Annotated in this window: 11 protein-coding genes; 7 read left to right on the plus strand and 4 right to left on the minus strand. The window is 51.6% G+C overall.

What is annotated here, in order from left to right; genetic code table 11:
- Positions 1–9 precede the first annotated feature (9 nt).
- From Q394_RS0113050 to Q394_RS0113070, 5 genes are read left to right on the plus strand one after another with little or no spacing between them, the layout of a single operon-like run.
- Positions 10–1506 (plus strand): complex I subunit 4 family protein, encoded by a 1497-nt coding sequence (locus tag Q394_RS0113050; RefSeq protein ID WP_028489662.1) that lies wholly within the window; start codon positions 10–12, stop codon positions 1504–1506.
- Positions 1503–4742: a putative inorganic carbon transporter subunit DabA gene (locus Q394_RS0113055; RefSeq protein WP_028489663.1), complete on the plus strand. Its 3240-nt coding sequence runs from the start codon at positions 1503–1505 to the stop codon at positions 4740–4742. Before Q394_RS0113050 ends, Q394_RS0113055 begins: the two co-directional genes overlap by 4 nt.
- Complete coding sequence (locus Q394_RS0113060; RefSeq protein ID WP_051543427.1) at positions 4735–6294, plus strand: proton-conducting transporter transmembrane domain-containing protein; 1560 nt, start codon at positions 4735–4737, stop codon at positions 6292–6294. The genes Q394_RS0113055 and Q394_RS0113060 overlap by 8 nt, the downstream gene beginning before the upstream one ends.
- Positions 6295–6299: 5 nt before the next feature.
- Positions 6300–7835, plus strand: coding sequence for a complex I subunit 4 family protein (locus tag Q394_RS0113065; protein WP_028489665.1), 1536 nt, complete (start codon positions 6300–6302; stop codon positions 7833–7835).
- Positions 7835–9325 carry a complex I subunit 4 family protein gene (locus Q394_RS0113070; RefSeq protein WP_028489666.1) on the plus strand — a complete coding sequence of 497 codons (1491 nt, stop codon included), beginning with the start codon at positions 7835–7837 and terminating at the stop codon, positions 9323–9325. Before Q394_RS0113065 ends, Q394_RS0113070 begins: the two co-directional genes overlap by 1 nt.
- Here the strand turns inward: Q394_RS0113070 and Q394_RS0113075 are convergent.
- On the minus strand, positions 9317–9838 hold the full coding sequence (locus Q394_RS0113075) for an Lcl C-terminal domain-containing protein (RefSeq protein ID WP_028489667.1): 522 nt from the start codon (positions 9836–9838) through the stop codon (positions 9317–9319). The genes Q394_RS0113070 and Q394_RS0113075 overlap by 9 nt on opposite strands.
- Before the next feature lie 683 nt (positions 9839–10521).
- Here Q394_RS0113075 and bioD point away from each other — a divergent pair.
- The gene (gene bioD / locus Q394_RS20340) at positions 10522–11196 is read left to right on the plus strand and encodes a dethiobiotin synthase (RefSeq protein ID WP_051543429.1); all 675 of its coding nucleotides are present in this window, start codon (positions 10522–10524) and stop codon (positions 11194–11196) included.
- On the opposite strand, the gene Q394_RS0113085 is transcribed toward bioD, so the two are convergent.
- The 3 genes from Q394_RS0113085 to Q394_RS0113095 are packed head-to-tail and all read right to left on the minus strand — an operon-like array spanning position 11179 to position 14511.
- Complete coding sequence (locus Q394_RS0113085; protein WP_028489668.1) at positions 11179–12309, minus strand: PilT/PilU family type 4a pilus ATPase; 1131 nt, start codon at positions 12307–12309, stop codon at positions 11179–11181. The genes bioD and Q394_RS0113085 overlap by 18 nt on opposite strands.
- A complete protein-coding gene (locus Q394_RS0113090) occupies positions 12309–13463 on the minus strand; it encodes a PilT/PilU family type 4a pilus ATPase (RefSeq protein ID WP_028489669.1) in 1155 nt (384 codons plus the stop codon). The genes Q394_RS0113085 and Q394_RS0113090 overlap by 1 nt, the downstream gene beginning before the upstream one ends.
- Positions 13464–13476: 13 nt before the next feature.
- On the minus strand, positions 13477–14511 hold the full coding sequence (locus Q394_RS0113095) for a type IV pilus twitching motility protein PilT (protein ID WP_028489670.1): 1035 nt from the start codon (positions 14509–14511) through the stop codon (positions 13477–13479).
- Positions 14512–14572: 61 nt separating this feature from the next.
- On the opposite strand from Q394_RS0113095, the gene Q394_RS0113100 reads away from it, so the two are divergent.
- Positions 14573–15253: a YggS family pyridoxal phosphate-dependent enzyme gene (locus tag Q394_RS0113100; protein ID WP_028489671.1), complete on the plus strand. Its 681-nt coding sequence runs from the start codon at positions 14573–14575 to the stop codon at positions 15251–15253.
- The last annotated feature ends 1 nt before the right edge of the window (position 15254 follow it).

Raw genomic sequence — 15254 nt, forward strand, 5'->3', positions numbered from 1 at the left:
TTGGATCTTATGGAGCACCCTTTAATCCTATTATTGTTAATACCCGCTTTGGGTGCTTGTGTCTTGGCGCTATTACCTAGTGAACGCCCCGGTCTGATACGTAATGCAGCCATTGCAGTGGCGTTATTAACCTTTGTTTATACACTGATTTTAACCAGTCAGATGAATTTCGCCAGTGCAGCGGTTCAATTAGAAACCAGTGTGGTGTGGAATAAGCAATTGGGTACGTCATTTTCTTTGGGGGTGGACGGTTTATCGTTTCCGCTGATCTTGCTGACTACCGTATTGGTGTTGATGGCCTTACTGGCTTCCCACATGATTACTCATCACATCAAAGGCTATTACTTGCTGATGTTATTGCTGGAGGCTGCCACGTTGGGCGTGTTCATGGCGCAGGACTGGGGTTTGTTCTACGTGTTTTGGGAGTTGGTGCTGATCCCGCTGTTTTTCCTGATCGACCGATGGGGTGGGAAAAACCGTCAGACGGCTGCGTTAAATTTCGTGCTGTATACAATGGGTGGCTCAATTTTCATGCTGTTGGCTTTGTTGGTGCTATTTGATGCCACACCGCAGCATTCCTTCACCTTTGCGGCGATGGCGCAAGGGGCGAAAGGTTTGAGTACCGCCGAACAGGTGCTGATTTTCTCAGGTTTGTTGATAGGCTTCGGCGTGAAAATACCGTTGTTTCCATTGCATGGCTGGTTGCCGCTGGCGCATGTGGAAGCGCCTAGTCCTGTGAGTATTTTGCTGTCCGGTATCCTCTTAAAAATGGGTTCATATGGTTTGCTGCGGGCGATTGATGGTTTACCCGCCGCCGCACTTGCTCTGCAAGGCTTGTTGTTTGCCTTGGGTGTCATTGGCTTGCTTTACGGTGGCTTGTTGGCGTGGCGGCAAAGCGATATGAAAAAAATGATCGCGTATTCGTCGGTGAGTCACATGGGAGTGGTGCTAATAGGCATTTCCACTCTGAATGTCCATGGCATGACTGGGGCGGTTTATCAGATGGTGGCGCATGGCTTGGTGGCCGGGGCAACCTTCATGCTGATCGGTTTGTTGTATGAGCGTACCCATACCCGCGACATCAATGATTACGGTTCGCTGATCAAGGTAACGCCGCGTTTTGCCTTCCTGATTATTCTTGCATTTGTGGGGGGCGTGGGTTTGCCTAGTACTGCTGGATTTGTGGCGGAATTGCATGTGTTGATCGGTGGCTTTGAGCGTTGGAGTTGGTCTATTGTGCTGTTATCACTGGGTATGCTGATTACGGCCACTTACAGTATCCGCACTGTCAAGCAGCTTTACACTGGGCCGGTACGGTTGGATATGCAGCAGGTTGAAGACTTACGTCCGCTGGAAATGCTCGCGGCAGGTGGTTTGATTGCGGGTACGTTTCTGCTGGGCTTTTACCCCGAACCTTTGTTACACATGGTGGATATGTCCGTGCAGCAACTCATTAGCCGCTTTGCGCTGGAAACCATGGCACAAGTTTCAGGGGGTAGTCTATGAGTAACAGCAGTCAGGCACACCACGAACAGCGCGAACAATTGCGCGAAGCCATTGCAGCATTGGATGCAGTGTTACCGATTCAAGCGCCATTACAGGATTTTGTGCATTTTAATCCGCTGATGCATTACGAACACCTTCCGTTTGCGGAGGCGTTACGCGCTGCCCATGCCGACAGTGGTTCACTGGGCTATTTACCTGCTAGCGATTACCGGCGTTTTTTCCGGGAAGGGCGCATTAACCGCCATGACATTTTCAGCGTACTGGCGAGTGAGCCGGACAAGTTTGCTGATCGCGAGATTTACCTTACCGCACTGGCGACGGACATTAAGGCGATCAGCTTCCAGCAAATGCGTTGGCAGGTGGAAGAAAATCATGCGCTGGAACGCTTTCAGGCAGATGTGGCTTACGAACAGCGTGACAAGCTGCTGGAAGCTGCTGGGCAGAATGAGGCTGTCGCTATCCGCACTTTGTGGGAAATGTGTTTGCAAAAACTGGAGCTTCAGTACGATTTGCCGCACCCGGAAGCCTTGCTGAATTTACGCCTTACCGATATCAATGGCATCTGGGATCAGATCAAGCAACAAGGCCAGATCGGTGCTAGCATCCCGGATGCGGAAAGTTTCATCTATACCGAAAGCCGTCGCCTGTTACATCATTTGCTGGGGCAGGTGGGCGAAACCCTGACCATGCGCAGTCTGTTGCACAAGCTGGTGAATGTCGATGTGATGGAACAATTGTTGCCTTTGCTGGATCGGCATCTGGCAAGCTGGCTGGATCAGGGGGTGGCGAGTTTGAGGGCAGAGGGGGAGGGTTTCTATGCCTACTGGCGCAAAGCCACCCTGCATGACATCACCCTGACGCTGGAGGGGATGAATGATTGGGAAGATTACCTGAGTTCTCTGCACGATGACCCGCTGGAAACGATTCATCAAGAGTTGATGCGCATCGGTATCGACCGGGAGCATTGGGCTGGCTACCTGCGGGTGTTGGCGCTGGAATTGCCGGGCTGGTCTGGCATGTTCAATTGGCGCTCGAAAAACCCTGATTATGATGGTTTGTCAGTACCTGTCAGCATGGCAGATTACCTCGCAGTTAGGTTGGTATTAGAACATCTGTATTGCCGTCGATATACCAGCGAACATTGGAAAATCAACGCCAGCACTAGCAATTTGCGGGGTTATTTCCATCAGCATCAGGACGAGTTTTTTGTCCGCTACCACGCTTACAACACCACGCTGCCTGAGTTCTTGCAGCAACTCGCCGAGCAGTTTCTGGGAAGTGAAGAGGACATCCAACCGCAAGACTGGCATCAGCTTGCTCATCAGATTCTGACGTGGAACCTTGCGCCACAAACCGTTATCCCGGTCGGTACAGACATTTACCGCAAGGCATGGCGCTTGTTTCATCTGGCGCAACATTTGGCGCTGGATGCTGCCAGTGTTGCCCAATTGGAACCAGAACGGATCAAGCGTTTGCTGGCCATTCTGGAAGAACTCGATGACCCCAATACCAGTGGCTACCTGTGGCTGCAAGCCTATGAACACCACTATCAGGAAGAAATCTTCAGTGCGGTACTGAACAAGCATGTCGATGATACTCCTCATGCTCTCTCTTCCCCACCCGCTGCTCAACTGATTTTTTGCATGGATGACCGTGAGGAAAGCGTGCGTCGCCATCTGGAAGAAATCGCCCCTGACCTTGAAACACTGGGCGCTGCGGGTGTTTTCGGTTTGCCCAATAACTGGCGTGGGTTGGATGCGCCCGCCCCGCTCAAGCTGGCACAGCCGGTGGTGACGGCAGTACACGAACTTCGCGAAACCCCGGATAGCAGCACCGAATCCTTGTTGCCTGCACATCAGCGCCGTCAGCGTTTCCTCAGGCGGCTGAAGGGGCTGAAAAACCATTGGATGCGCCACAGCGTGTTGGGCACTGCTTTGGCTTTGCCTCTGCTGGCACCGTTTGCGTTGCTGGAATTGTTGGGGCGCGGTTTGATGCCCGCCGCTTACCAGCGTTTCATGGGCAAGTGGCAACACCGCGCCAGCCTGCCCCTCAAAACCCGTGTGGCTTACACGGCTAGCGAGGTGTTGGAATGCCCCAGCAAGGAGCATAACCAGATCGGTTTGAGTGCCGCCGAAAAGGTCGCCAAAGTCGCGGCTTTCCTCCAGTTGACGGGCTTTACCCGTGGATTTGCACCCTTAGTGGTGTTGATGGCGCACCGTTCACACCATTTGAATAATCCGCATATTCTTGGTTATGGCTGCGGGGCGTGTAGCGGGCGTTTCGGGGGGCCGAATGCGCGGGCGTTTGCGGGTATCTGCAATGAGCCGGAAGTGCGAATCCAGTTGCTTGAGAAGCATGATATTCACATTCCTGATGGTTGCTGGTTCATTGCCTGTGAACATGACACGACCAGCGATGACATTGACTGGTTTGATACTGACTTGATACCTGACAGCCATCAGGCGGTATTCGAGCGGGTGCAACAGGCCACTGAACAGGCCGCCTGTGAGTCATCCTTGGAACGTTGCCGCAAGTTTGCCTCGGCCAGCCCGCATTTGACCCCGGCGCAGGCCAAGCGTCATGTGGAAGGCCGAGCGGCTTCCCCCGATCAGGTGCGTGCCGAGTTGGGACATCAGGGGTGTGCGGTGGCGTTTATCGGACCGCGTAGTTTGAGTAAAGGGGTGTTTTGGGATCGGCGTTCCTTCCTGATTTCCTATGACCCGTACAACGATCCGGCAGGCAAGTTGCTAGAAGCACAATTGAATGGCAATGGCGTGGTCGGGGTTGGTATCCAGATGGATTATTATTTTTCGCGGATGCAAAGCGGTTACTTCGGTTCCGGTAGCAAAGCGACCCACAACCTGACGGGAATGTTTGGGGTGATGGAGGGCGGTTCCAGCGATTTGCGTACTGGGCTTGCTCAGCAAATGGTGGAGTTACATGAGCCGATGCGGCTGCTGGTGATTGTGGAGGCGGAATTGGCAACGTTGGGGGCGATTCATCAGCGTCATGCTTACTTGCAGCGGCTGTTGGATAATGGTTGGGTGTTGCTGGCGGCGAAACCGCCGGGGCGTAATGAAATTCATGTGTTCCAGCCCGGTCGGGGGTTTGTGCAATGGCAGGGCTTGGTGCATCCCTTGCCGCAAGTGCAACATTCGCGGGAGTGGTATGCGGGGCATCATGGGCATTTGTCGCCTGCGGCGGTGCGCGGTATGACGGAGGTGAATCATGCCTGAGATGATGTTGTTGCTGATTCCCGGCCTGCCTTTGTTGGCGCTGGTGCTGATGGTGCTGGATCGTTTGTTCGGTTGGAGCAAGCGGGGAGATAGTGAACGTTTCACTGCCCGTTTGTTGCAGGCAGCGGGTGGCTTGAGCCTGTTGCTGGTGTTGTGGGCAGATGTGCAATATGTGCTGGCGGGTAGTCGCCATGTGGTGGTGGGGTCGTGGCTGCACAGTGCTATGTATAGCGTCAATATCAGTTTTATGCTGGATGCTTTGAGCTTGAGTATGGCGACGCTAGTAGGGGTCATCACGTTGCTGGTGACGCGTTTTTCGGTGGCGTATTTGCATCGGGAAGCGGGGTTTCAGCGCTTTTTTATGGTGATGGCGCTGTTTACCGCTGCGATGCAGTTAATTGCGTTGTCTGGTAGTGCCTTGCTGGCATTTGTGGGCTGGGAGTTGGCGGGGGTTAGTTCTTATTTGCTGATTGCTTATAACTGGCAGAGCCGCACTGCCGCTACTAATGCTACCCGTGCGTTTGTGACCAATCGGATTGGTGATGCTGGGTTTTTGCTGGGAATATTCATGGCTTTTGTGCTGTTTGGTACCACGGAATGGAATGTGATGCTGGTGACGCAAACAGATACATCGAGCTTGTTTATTGGGGTGGTGGCGCTTGGTTTTCTGACGGCAGCGTTGGTGAAGTCGGCGCAATTTCCGTTTTCGGCGTGGATCACGCGGGCGTTGGAGGGGCCAACACCCTCAAGTACGGTATTTTATGGTTCGTTGATGGTTCATGCGGGGATTTTTTTGCTGCTGAGGATTCATCCGCTGCTGGAGCAAGCACCTGCGCTGCAATGGTTGTTGCTGGTGCTGGGCATTCTGACAGTGTTGTATGGTTGGTTGGGTGGAATGGTGCAAACCGACATTAAAACGTCGCTGATGTTTGCGACCTTGGCGCAAACAGGTCTGATGTTGGTGGCGATTAGCTTTGGCTGGTATACGTTGGTGTTGGTGCATTTGTTGTTGCACGCGGTATGGCGGGCTTATCAGTTTTTGCATTCGCCGTCTTTCGCGCTGCATACGCAATGGCAGCCTGCACCTGCTGCCCCGGTGTGGTTGGGCAGGCAACGCTGGCTGCATAATGCAGCCTTGCAGCGTTTCTGGCTGGATCCGCTGGCGGACTGGTTATTGGCTAAGCCAACGTTGGCATTGTCGCAGGAAGCGCAGGTATTCGATGGACAGATTCTGGATAAGCTTAGTGGGGCGCCGGGGCCGCACAGCAGTATTGAGACACTGGCGGATATGCAGGCGTTGCAACAAGGGCGTTTGCGGGTGGAAAGTAGTATCGGCGTCGGTTCTGGGGTGTTCGGTAAGTTGATGCAGTGGGTAGCGGAGCATCTGGAGTGGTTTGAAAATCGCTTGCTGCTGCAACAGGATGGCGGTAAGGCTAAGACGAGTCTTGATACGTTGGGGCGTTATGTCGATAAGGTTGAACGGTTGCTAACTCAGCCACGTTATCTGGTGTTGCTGATTATGGCAACGCTGGTTGTTATTTTCCGAGGGTAGTTAGGATGAACTTTGTTGAGATGGTGGCGCCTACGCCTTTGTTGGCTACGTTGCAATTGCTACCTTTGTTGACCGGCTTGGTGTTGATTCGGGTGCGCGGCAATGCTGCGGTAGCCTTGGGTGGGATAATGTCACTGGCGCAGGTGTTTTTGGCTATCAATTTGTATGTGCAATTTGATGTGCATCAGCCTGCGGGGGTGATGCAGTTTGCTGAAGATAGGCAGGTATTGGGGGCTTTCCATTACCACGCGGCGGTGGATGGCATCAGTGTGATGTTTGTGTTGTTAACCAGTCTGATTAGTTTGTTGAGTGTGGCCTTCATTCTGGTGATGCGTTTGCATGAGAGTTTGATGCTGTCTGTGATGATGTTGCTTCAGGCGGTGGTGACTAGTCAGTTTGTGACGGTGGATTTGTTGTGGTTTGCCTCTATGTCTTGCCTTGAAATGGTATTGGTGGGGTATTTGATTAAGCGTTGGCCAACCTCCAATGATGTGCAGCCCGCCTTGGCGCGTTACCTGCAATTCATGGCGGTGAGTGTGTTGCTGATGGTGTTCGGTACGCTGGTGCTGGGCTGGCATTATGCGGATGCTAATGGTGGGCGCTGGAGTTTTAATCTGTATGAGTTGTCGCAATTGGGGTTTGGCAAGCATGACATGGTGGGAACGCTGGTGTTCTTTGCGTTGTTTTATGCGCTGGGTATACGGATTCCCTTGTTCCCTTTTCATGGTTGGTTACCGGCGTTTATGTTGCATGGCAATGTGGCCGTTGCACCGATTTATTTGTTGGGGTTGAAAGTTGGGGTATACGGTTTGTTGCGCTTTGTGTTTCCGATCTTGCCGAATGCGGTGTGGGAATGGCATGTGGTGGCGACGGCATTTGCGGCAACCGGGGTGTTTTACGCGGCATTTTTGGCGATGCGCCAACAGACGCTACGGGAGTTATTGGCGTTTGCGGTGATCAGCCATACGGGGATTTTGACGATTGGTTTGTTTAGTTTGCATCAGATGGCGTTTCAGGGGGCAGTATTGCTGACGCTGAATTTTGGGTTGGCGATTACAGGTTTGCTGTTGATGACGGGTATGGTGTGGCAGCGTACTCGCACGACGCGTTTGAGTAAGTTGGGTGGGTTGCTGGATTATATTCCTATTGTGGGCTTGGCATTTTTGGTGGCAGGCTTGGCGATTGTGGGGATGCCAGGTACACCGGGGTTTGATGCGGTGCATTTTGTATTGGAAGGGTCTATTAAAAGCTTTGGGGCGGTGGTGACGGTGGCGGCGGCGTTGGGAAATTTGGTGGCAGCGGGTTTTCTGTTACGGGCTTTTCAGCAGGCGTTTTTGGCAACACCGGGTGGGGATACTAGTCGTTGGGATACCAGCCCTGCTTATCCGGCGGAGAAGTTGATGGCGGGAATCGTGATTCTGGTAACGGTTACGGTAGGGTTTTATTCTGCGCCGTGGATTGCGTTAATTGATCAACCGATCAGCGGGCTGGCGGGGTTATTTACTGACTATACGGGCGAAGTACAGAGAGGTGGTCACTGATGGTCAGTTTAACGAGTGTTGATTTTCCGTGGTTAAGCTTGTTGGTGCTGATGTTGCCGTTGGGGGCGCTGTTGACTGCGATGATGCCAGCTAAAGAGGCACGTTGGGCGGCTTTGACTACGGCGTTGCTAACGTTGGGGGTGACGTTGGTGATTCTGGCGGGCTTTGATTCGCAGCAGATTGGGTTCCAATTTGTGGAAAAAACGGCGTGGATGCCTAGTCTGGGCATCGCTTATTTTATGGGGGTGGATGGGCTGTCGGTATTGTTTTTGCCCTTTACGGCTTTGCTGTTTGTGGGGGTGATTTTGGCCTCGTGGAATGCAATCCGTACCATGCCGCGTTTGTACTTTGCTTTGTTGTTGGTGCTGGAATGTACCATGATGGGGATTTTTACTTCGCTGGATACCATTCTGTTTTTCTTGTTTTGGGAAATGACTTTGCTGCCGCTGTTTTTCTTGATCAGCTTGTGGGGTAGTGGGGCGAACCGGCGTTATGCGGGGGTGAAATACAGTTTGTTCATGCTGGCGGGGGGCTTGCCGATCTTGCTGGGGTTTGTGTTGTTGGCGTTGAATAATTCCACAGGCATGAGCTTTTCCTATCCCGAGTTGTTGCAGGGAAGCCGTAGTAAAGAGATTCAGGTGGCGGTGTTTTTCCTGCTGTTGGTCGGGTTTGGGGTGAAAATACCGTTGTTTCCGCTGCATACGTGGTTGCCGGTGGTGGCGCAGGAAGGCCCTGCGACCACGGTGGCTCTGCTGACGGGGTTGAAAGTGGGGGCGTATGGTTTGTTACGCTTTGGCTTGCCATTAGTGCCAGAGGCGGCGTTGGAGTTCCGCTGGGTTCTGGTGGGGCTGGGGATGATCGGGGTGCTGTATGGAGCGGTGGCGGCGTTGAGTCAAACCAGTTTGCGGCGGATGCTGGCGTTTTCATCCTTGAGTCATGTGGGGCTGGTGGTGCTGGGAATAGCGGCGTTTAGTCCACAGGGGATTCAGGGAGCCGTGTTCCAGTTGTTGAATTTTACCTTGATTGCGGGTGGGCTGTTCTTGCTGACCGGCTTCTTGCATCAGCGTACCGGGTCAACGGAATTGTTGAGTCTGGGCGGGGTGGCGAAGTCGATGCCGGTGTTGGCGTCGCTGTTTTTCTTCCTAGGTTTGGCGAGTATTGGTATGCCTGCTACTAGCAGTTTTCCGGCGGAATTTTTGCTGATCGTGAGTGTGTTGGAAACCCATACGGGTGCAGGTTTGGTGGTGTTGTTTGTGGTGATTTTGGGGGCGGCGTATTTCCTTAATTTCTATCGCAAGGCATTTTTGGGTGAAGCACGTCACGACATTATCCGTGACGCGCCTGACTTGAAGCAACGGGAACTCGGTGTCCTGTTGCTGATGGGTATACTGGTGCTGGTATTCGGTTTCTACCCACAGGGGATGTTGAATATCACCGAAACCAGCAGCCAGTATTGGGTGAGTCTGATGCTACCGACGGGATCACCGTGAGTCGCGCACCAGACGAACATAATTGCCAGCGCCTTTGAAGTTATTGAGGATTTTACCCTTAGTAAAATCCATGCTCCATGCTTTAGGATCAGACTGGTTGCCTGACCACAGGTTAACGGCCCGCATGTTAGGGAATACTTCGAGATTGCTGGCTGGTGTTATACAGCGTTGTTCTATGATGCTTTTTAGTTCTGTTAGCGTTGGTAGGCGCCAGTCAGAGTAGCCTGCAAATTTGCGTTGATTGGTGAGTTGCGTTCGATTTGTTGCTATCTGCCATTGCATCCGTTCGGGGGAGCCATCTTTGCATTTACTGCCTCTTTGCCCTTCTAGGCACGTTTTCCACATTAAGCCTGTTTGAGTGTCATTGAGTGTGCCGTTATCGTTGTGATTGAAGCGTTGGGTTGGTGTTGATGAGGCTAAGTCAGGGTTGCAATCTTGTTTAGCGATAGCTGCTATAGGATTAGCGATTAGCAGGCAGGCGCCTACGATAAAAGTGAACCTTTTCATTGTCATATTTTTATTTACCAAGCAATCTATTCGTTAAATTTATTGACCATAATCGAAAGTCGATTAATTATTGATCTATTAGTAGTGTATTTAGTCAAAACGGTTCAAGTCAATAAGATAAATCTATCACTAGGCGGCGCGTGGTGTAAGTATCATTTTTTGGTATTGTTGGTGAGTAACCTAGAAAGCGCCCTTAATATCAGATTGTTATACTATTTTATTTTTTGTTTTGTCTGTGTATTTTTCGTGAGAAATAGTAGGTTGCTAGGGGTAAAATATTACGGATAATGATAAGTTTTTAAAGAGCTTCTCATTTAATTTTGCTGGAGCTTCCTTAACGTAGGCTTGCCTTGGCTTGGGTAAAGCATGATTTACGGGTATTTTTCTTGTGGGTTTTTTTATGTTTATATCAAGTGGCTATTTTTTAAAATGATGCTTATCTTTGATCTATTTTGAATAGAATCATCTGACTCTTTTATCGGCGTAATGTTGGTCATTGCTTGATGATTGTTACTAGTATCATCTTGTATTCAGCTTTAGTGTGGCGAATAAAGAAGGTGTATTAACTAGAGGTTGAGAATGGTTCGAGCGTTGTTACTTGATTTCAGGTTGATACTCTATCCATTATGCTGCTCCTGATTATGAACGTTTGCAGTGACGTATTTAAATACGTAATGGAGGATGCTGGCATGGGTATGATTGTTCCGTCACTCGCTCAGTGGCTAGAGGCTACTGGCGTGTTTGATGCGCCGGGTATCTTTGTTACTGGGACTGACACTGGCGTAGGTAAAACCCATGTGGGTGTGCAATTGATACACGCTTTGAGAGTGTTGGGACGAGAAGTGATTCCGCGTAAACCGGTAGAGTCAGGCTGGTTGAAAGATGAGGCATTGACGGATGCAGGGCAACTGGCTCAGGCCGCTGGTGTACCGTTGGATAAAGCGATTTGTCCCTATCGTTTTCAGGCAGCACTTGCGCCACCACGGGCGGCCAATATGGCCAAGCAAACGTTGTTGCTACGTGATCTTGCGGCTACATGCCCTCTGCATTGGAATAAACAGCAGTTTTTGCATGTGGAGGGGGCAGGTGGTTTCTATTCGCCGTTGGCGAATGATGGGTTGAATGCCGATCTTGCGCAAATTCTTGGTCTGCCTGTTGTGTTGGTAGCAGAAGATCGGGTCGGGTGCATTAATCAGGTTTTATTGGTGGCCGAAGCCATTAAACAGCGCCATCTTCAGTTAGCGGGTGTTATTTTGAATGTCCGCCAGCCTCCAGTTGAGGGCATGGATAATCTGACGGATTTATTGGGTTATTTGAATGTACCCCTATTACGCTTTCCGTTTAATTCAAGCCATTTCAGGTAAATCGTGATTGATGGTATTGTTAAGCTCATCTCTGCGACCAAAATTGATTTGCCATTCGAGGTCGTTGCGTGAACCGGCATATTCTAGTGCAATGGATTTACTGATGTAGTTGTCATTGTAAAGTTGGTATAGCGCTTGGTCGAAAGTTTGCATTCCATCGACTGCGCCTTTCGCAATAATGCTTTTCAGCTCACCGAATTGACCAGTACGGATAAGTTCTGCGACATAGGGGGTGTTGATTAGTACTTCTGCTGCTAGATGTAAGCCGTCATTCTCATCGGGAATAAGCCGTTGTGCCACAATGCCGCGCAGGTTCAGTGATAAGTCCATCAATACGCGATTTTTATTTTCGCTAGAAAATAAATACAGCATACGTTCTAGTGCTTGAATGACATTGGTGGCATGTAGTGTCGATAACACCAAGTGCCCGGTATCGGCAAAGCCTAATACGGCATCCATCGTTTCGGTATCCCGTACTTCCCCTACCATGATCATGTTTGGCGCTTCCCGCATAGCTTCGCGCATCGCGTTGGCGTAGCTGAGGGTATCAAAGCCAACTTCGCGCTGCCCGATAATGGATTTGCTGTGGCGAAAGGTGTACTCAATGGGGTCTTCAATGGTGAGAATATGCCCGCAGTGGTTTTCGTTGCGGTACTGAATCAGGGAGGCCATTGAGGTGGATTTACCCGAGCCAGTAGAGCCTACAAACAGCACCATGCCTTCTTTTTGCATCACCAGTTTTTTTAGCACTTCGGGTAGTTTGAGCTCTTCGGGCTTGCGGATGTCGGAGCGAATGTGACGGATGACCATCGATACTTCGCCGCGCTGAAAGTAGAAATTCATGCGGAAGCGCCCAATACCCTTCAGTGAAAAGCCTTTGTTTAATTCACGGTCGGCAAAGAAGGCTTCAATTTCAGTGGCAGTGAGAATTTCTTCTGCTAGTTGGCGAATATTACCCGGCTTCATCGGTTCACGGCTGATGTGTCGTAATTGCCCGCGTACTTTTATGGTTGCGTGAGCGCCTGTTGTCAAATAGAGGTCAGATGCGTTCTGTTTGACCATCACGTTTAGCAAGGGGGTGATGCGTAGATCAGCTTCGGTGATGATGGTCATTAGCGGGCATTCTCCATGGGTTCGATAGCAAGATCATCCAGACCCTTGAAAAAGTCGTTGTCTTGGGCAAAGCGGCTTTCTAGCTTGAGGCGCAGGCGTAGGTCATTTTGAGAGTCGGCATGGCGCAGGGCTTCTTTCACTGTAATCTGACGGGATTCGATCAGATCAAATAGGGCTTGGTCGAAGGTACGCATCCCGTGTTCACGGGACTTGGAGGTGAGGGTTTTCATCCCCGGTACGTCGCCTTTGAGGATTAGATCAGCCATCAGCGGGGTATTGATCATCACTTCCACGGCGGCTAAACGCCCTTCGCCCTTGGCTTTGCGCACCAGCCGTTGTGATACCACGGCTTTCAGGTTGAGGGATAAATCCATCAATAACTGGTTGCGGCGTTCTTCCGGGAAAAAGTTGATAATGCGGTCAATGGCTTGGTTGGAACTATTGGCGTGTAAGGTCGTCAGACACAGATGCCCGGTTTCAGCATAGGCAATCGCGTAATCCATCGACTCGCGGTCACGGATTTCCCCGAGCAGGATGACGTCGGGCGCTTGCCGTAGGGTGTTCTTCATGGCTATTTCGTAATTGGCGGTATCGACCCCGATTTCCCGTTGGGTAATCAGGCAGCCTTTGTGCTGGTGGACAAATTCAATCGGGTCTTCAATGGTGATGATATGACCCTTGGAGTTGGTATTGCGGAAGTCGACCATCGACGCCAGCGTGGTGGATTTACCCGAGCCGGTCGCACCAACCATGATCACCAGCCCGCGTTTGGTCATGGCGATGTCGCGTAATACCGGTGGCAGACCCAAGTCTTTCAGGCCGGGTATATGGCTGGGAATATGCCGCAGTACCATGCCTGCACAACCACGCTGGGTGAAGGCATTCACCCGGAAACGTGCCTTGCCGGGCAGGCTGATGGAAAAGTTACATTCCATCTCTTCCTCAAACTGTTTGAGCTGGCGGTCATTCATGATGGCTCGTACCAACATGCGGGCATTTTGCTCATTCAAAGCTTGTGTGGTCAGTGGCAGCATTTCGCTGGCAATTTTGGCGGAGGGGGCGGCATCCGCCGTGATATACAAGTCGGAAGCATTTTTTTCCAACATGGTGGCCAGCAATTTGTGGACATAGCTGACGGCGGCATCGCGATCCATAATCTACCTCTGCTTAAATGGAGTCCGGGTTTTCAGCTTTGCGGCGAGCGGTTTCCCGATCGACTAGCCCTTTCAGCACCAGATTTTTGAGTGACTGGTCAAGGGTTTGCATCCCATCACTTTGCCCGGTTTGCATTGCGGAACGCATTTGTGCAATTTTGTTTTCGCGGATCAGGTTACGTACTGCGCGTGTGCCGATGAGGATTTCGTGTGCTGCTACCCGTCCGCCGCCTTTTTTCTTCAGCAGGGTTTGAGAGATGACCGCTTGCAGGGATTCGGAAAGCATCGAACGCACCATTTCCTTTTCCGCTGCCGGGAACACGTCGACAATACGGTCGATGGTTTTGGGGGCGGAAGTGGTGTGCAACGTGCCAAACACCAAATGCCCGGTTTCGGCAGCGGTCAGGGCGAGGCGGATGGTTTCGAGGTCACGCATTTCCCCAACCAGAATGGTGTCCGGGTCTTCACGCAAGGCGGAACGCAAGGCGGCTTCAAAGCCTTTGGTGTCGCGGTGGACTTCCCGTTGGTTGACCAGACTTTTTTTGCTTTCGTGGACAAATTCGATTGGGTCTTCAATGGTGAGGATGTGCCCATAATCGGTATCGTTTTTGTAATCGACCATTGCTGCCAGCGTGGTGGATTTGCCTGAACCTGTGGGTCCCGTCACTAACACCAAACCGCGTGGATTTTCGGAAATTTTGCGAAAAATACCGGGAGCACCGAGTTGGTCGAGCGTCAGCACCTTGCTGGGGATGGTACGGAAGACCGCGCCTGCACCACGGTTCTGGTTGAAGGCATTGACCCGGAAACGTGCCACGCCGGGGATTTCAAACGAGAAATCGCATTCCCAGTGTTCTTCGTAGTTTTTGCGCTGGTGATCGTTCATGATGTCGTAAACCAGTGCGTGTACCTGTTTGTGGTCAAGCACGGGTAGGTTGATCTTGCGCATTTCGCCATCGACACGGATCATCGGTGGCATCCCCCCCGACAAGTGTAAGTCGGAAGCATTGTTTTTGACGCTGAACGCCAGCAGTTGGGTAATATCCATTGTTGTTATTATTCGTGTTGGTTGTTTAGGTCGTTAATTGGTGAGGAAAGTAACACAAATCATGACAATCCATGACAATATCCAGACAATCGGCGAGCGCATCCGCGCTGCCGAACAGCGTTTCGGTCGCGAGCCGGGCAGCGTCAGCCTGCTGGCTGTCAGTAAAAAGCATCCCGCCACGAATATCCGTGAGGCGCTTGCTGCGGGGCAGGGCTTATTTGGCGAGAATTACGTGCAGGAAATGGTTGAAAAATCGGCTGAATTGGCCGATGCCAATATCGAATGGCATTTCATCGGCCCTATCCAGTCCAACAAAACCCGGCTAATTGCAGCAACCGCTCGTTGGGTGCATTCCGTTGATAGTTTCAAGGTGGCAAAGCGCCTTAGTGAGCAAAAGCCTGCGGATGCGCCTGCCCTGAATATTTGCTTGCAAGTGAATATCAGTGGTGAAACCAGCAAGTCCGGGGTGCAAGTGAGGGAGTTGCCCGCGCTTGCGGCTGAGGTTGCGGCGTTACCGGGCGTGCGTTTGCGTGGCTTGATGGCGATTCCTGCCCCGGAACATGACTTTGCCAGGCAACGCGCCGTCTTCGCGCAAGTGCGGGAGTGTCAAGAAGCGCTGATTGCGCAAGGTTTCACGCTGGATACCCTGTCGATGGGGATGACAGATGATATGGAAGCGGCGATTGCCGAAGGCGCAACCATCGTGCGCATTGGTACGGCGATTTTCGGGGTGCGTGAATAGC

Origin of the sequence: Thiothrix lacustris DSM 21227 (assembly GCF_000621325.1) — a bacterium.
GTDB classification, from domain to species: Bacteria; Pseudomonadota; Gammaproteobacteria; order Thiotrichales; family Thiotrichaceae; genus Thiothrix; species Thiothrix lacustris.

Excerpts from the sequence above, each read along its gene's own strand:
- Q394_RS0113050 (WP_028489662.1), top strand. The coding sequence starts at position 10 with ATGGAGCACCCTTTAATCCTATTATTGTTAATACCCGCTTTGGGTGCT.
- Q394_RS0113085 (WP_028489668.1), bottom strand. The coding sequence starts at position 12,309 with ATGACCATCATCACCGAAGCTGATCTACGCATCACCCCCTTGCTAAAC.
- Q394_RS0113055 (WP_028489663.1), top strand. The coding sequence starts at position 1,503 with ATGAGTAACAGCAGTCAGGCACACCACGAACAGCGCGAACAATTGCGC.
- Q394_RS0113065 (WP_028489665.1), top strand. The coding sequence starts at position 6,300 with ATGAACTTTGTTGAGATGGTGGCGCCTACGCCTTTGTTGGCTACGTTG.
- Q394_RS0113100 (WP_028489671.1), top strand. The coding sequence starts at position 14,573 with ATGACAATCCATGACAATATCCAGACAATCGGCGAGCGCATCCGCGCT.
- bioD (WP_051543429.1), top strand. The coding sequence starts at position 10,522 with ATGGGTATGATTGTTCCGTCACTCGCTCAGTGGCTAGAGGCTACTGGC.
- Q394_RS0113095 (WP_028489670.1), bottom strand. The coding sequence starts at position 14,511 with ATGGATATTACCCAACTGCTGGCGTTCAGCGTCAAAAACAATGCTTCC.
- Q394_RS0113075 (WP_028489667.1), bottom strand. The coding sequence starts at position 9,838 with ATGACAATGAAAAGGTTCACTTTTATCGTAGGCGCCTGCCTGCTAATC.
- Q394_RS0113070 (WP_028489666.1), top strand. The coding sequence starts at position 7,835 with ATGGTCAGTTTAACGAGTGTTGATTTTCCGTGGTTAAGCTTGTTGGTG.
- Q394_RS0113060 (WP_051543427.1), top strand. The coding sequence starts at position 4,735 with ATGCCTGAGATGATGTTGTTGCTGATTCCCGGCCTGCCTTTGTTGGCG.
- Q394_RS0113090 (WP_028489669.1), bottom strand. The coding sequence starts at position 13,463 with ATGGATCGCGATGCCGCCGTCAGCTATGTCCACAAATTGCTGGCCACC.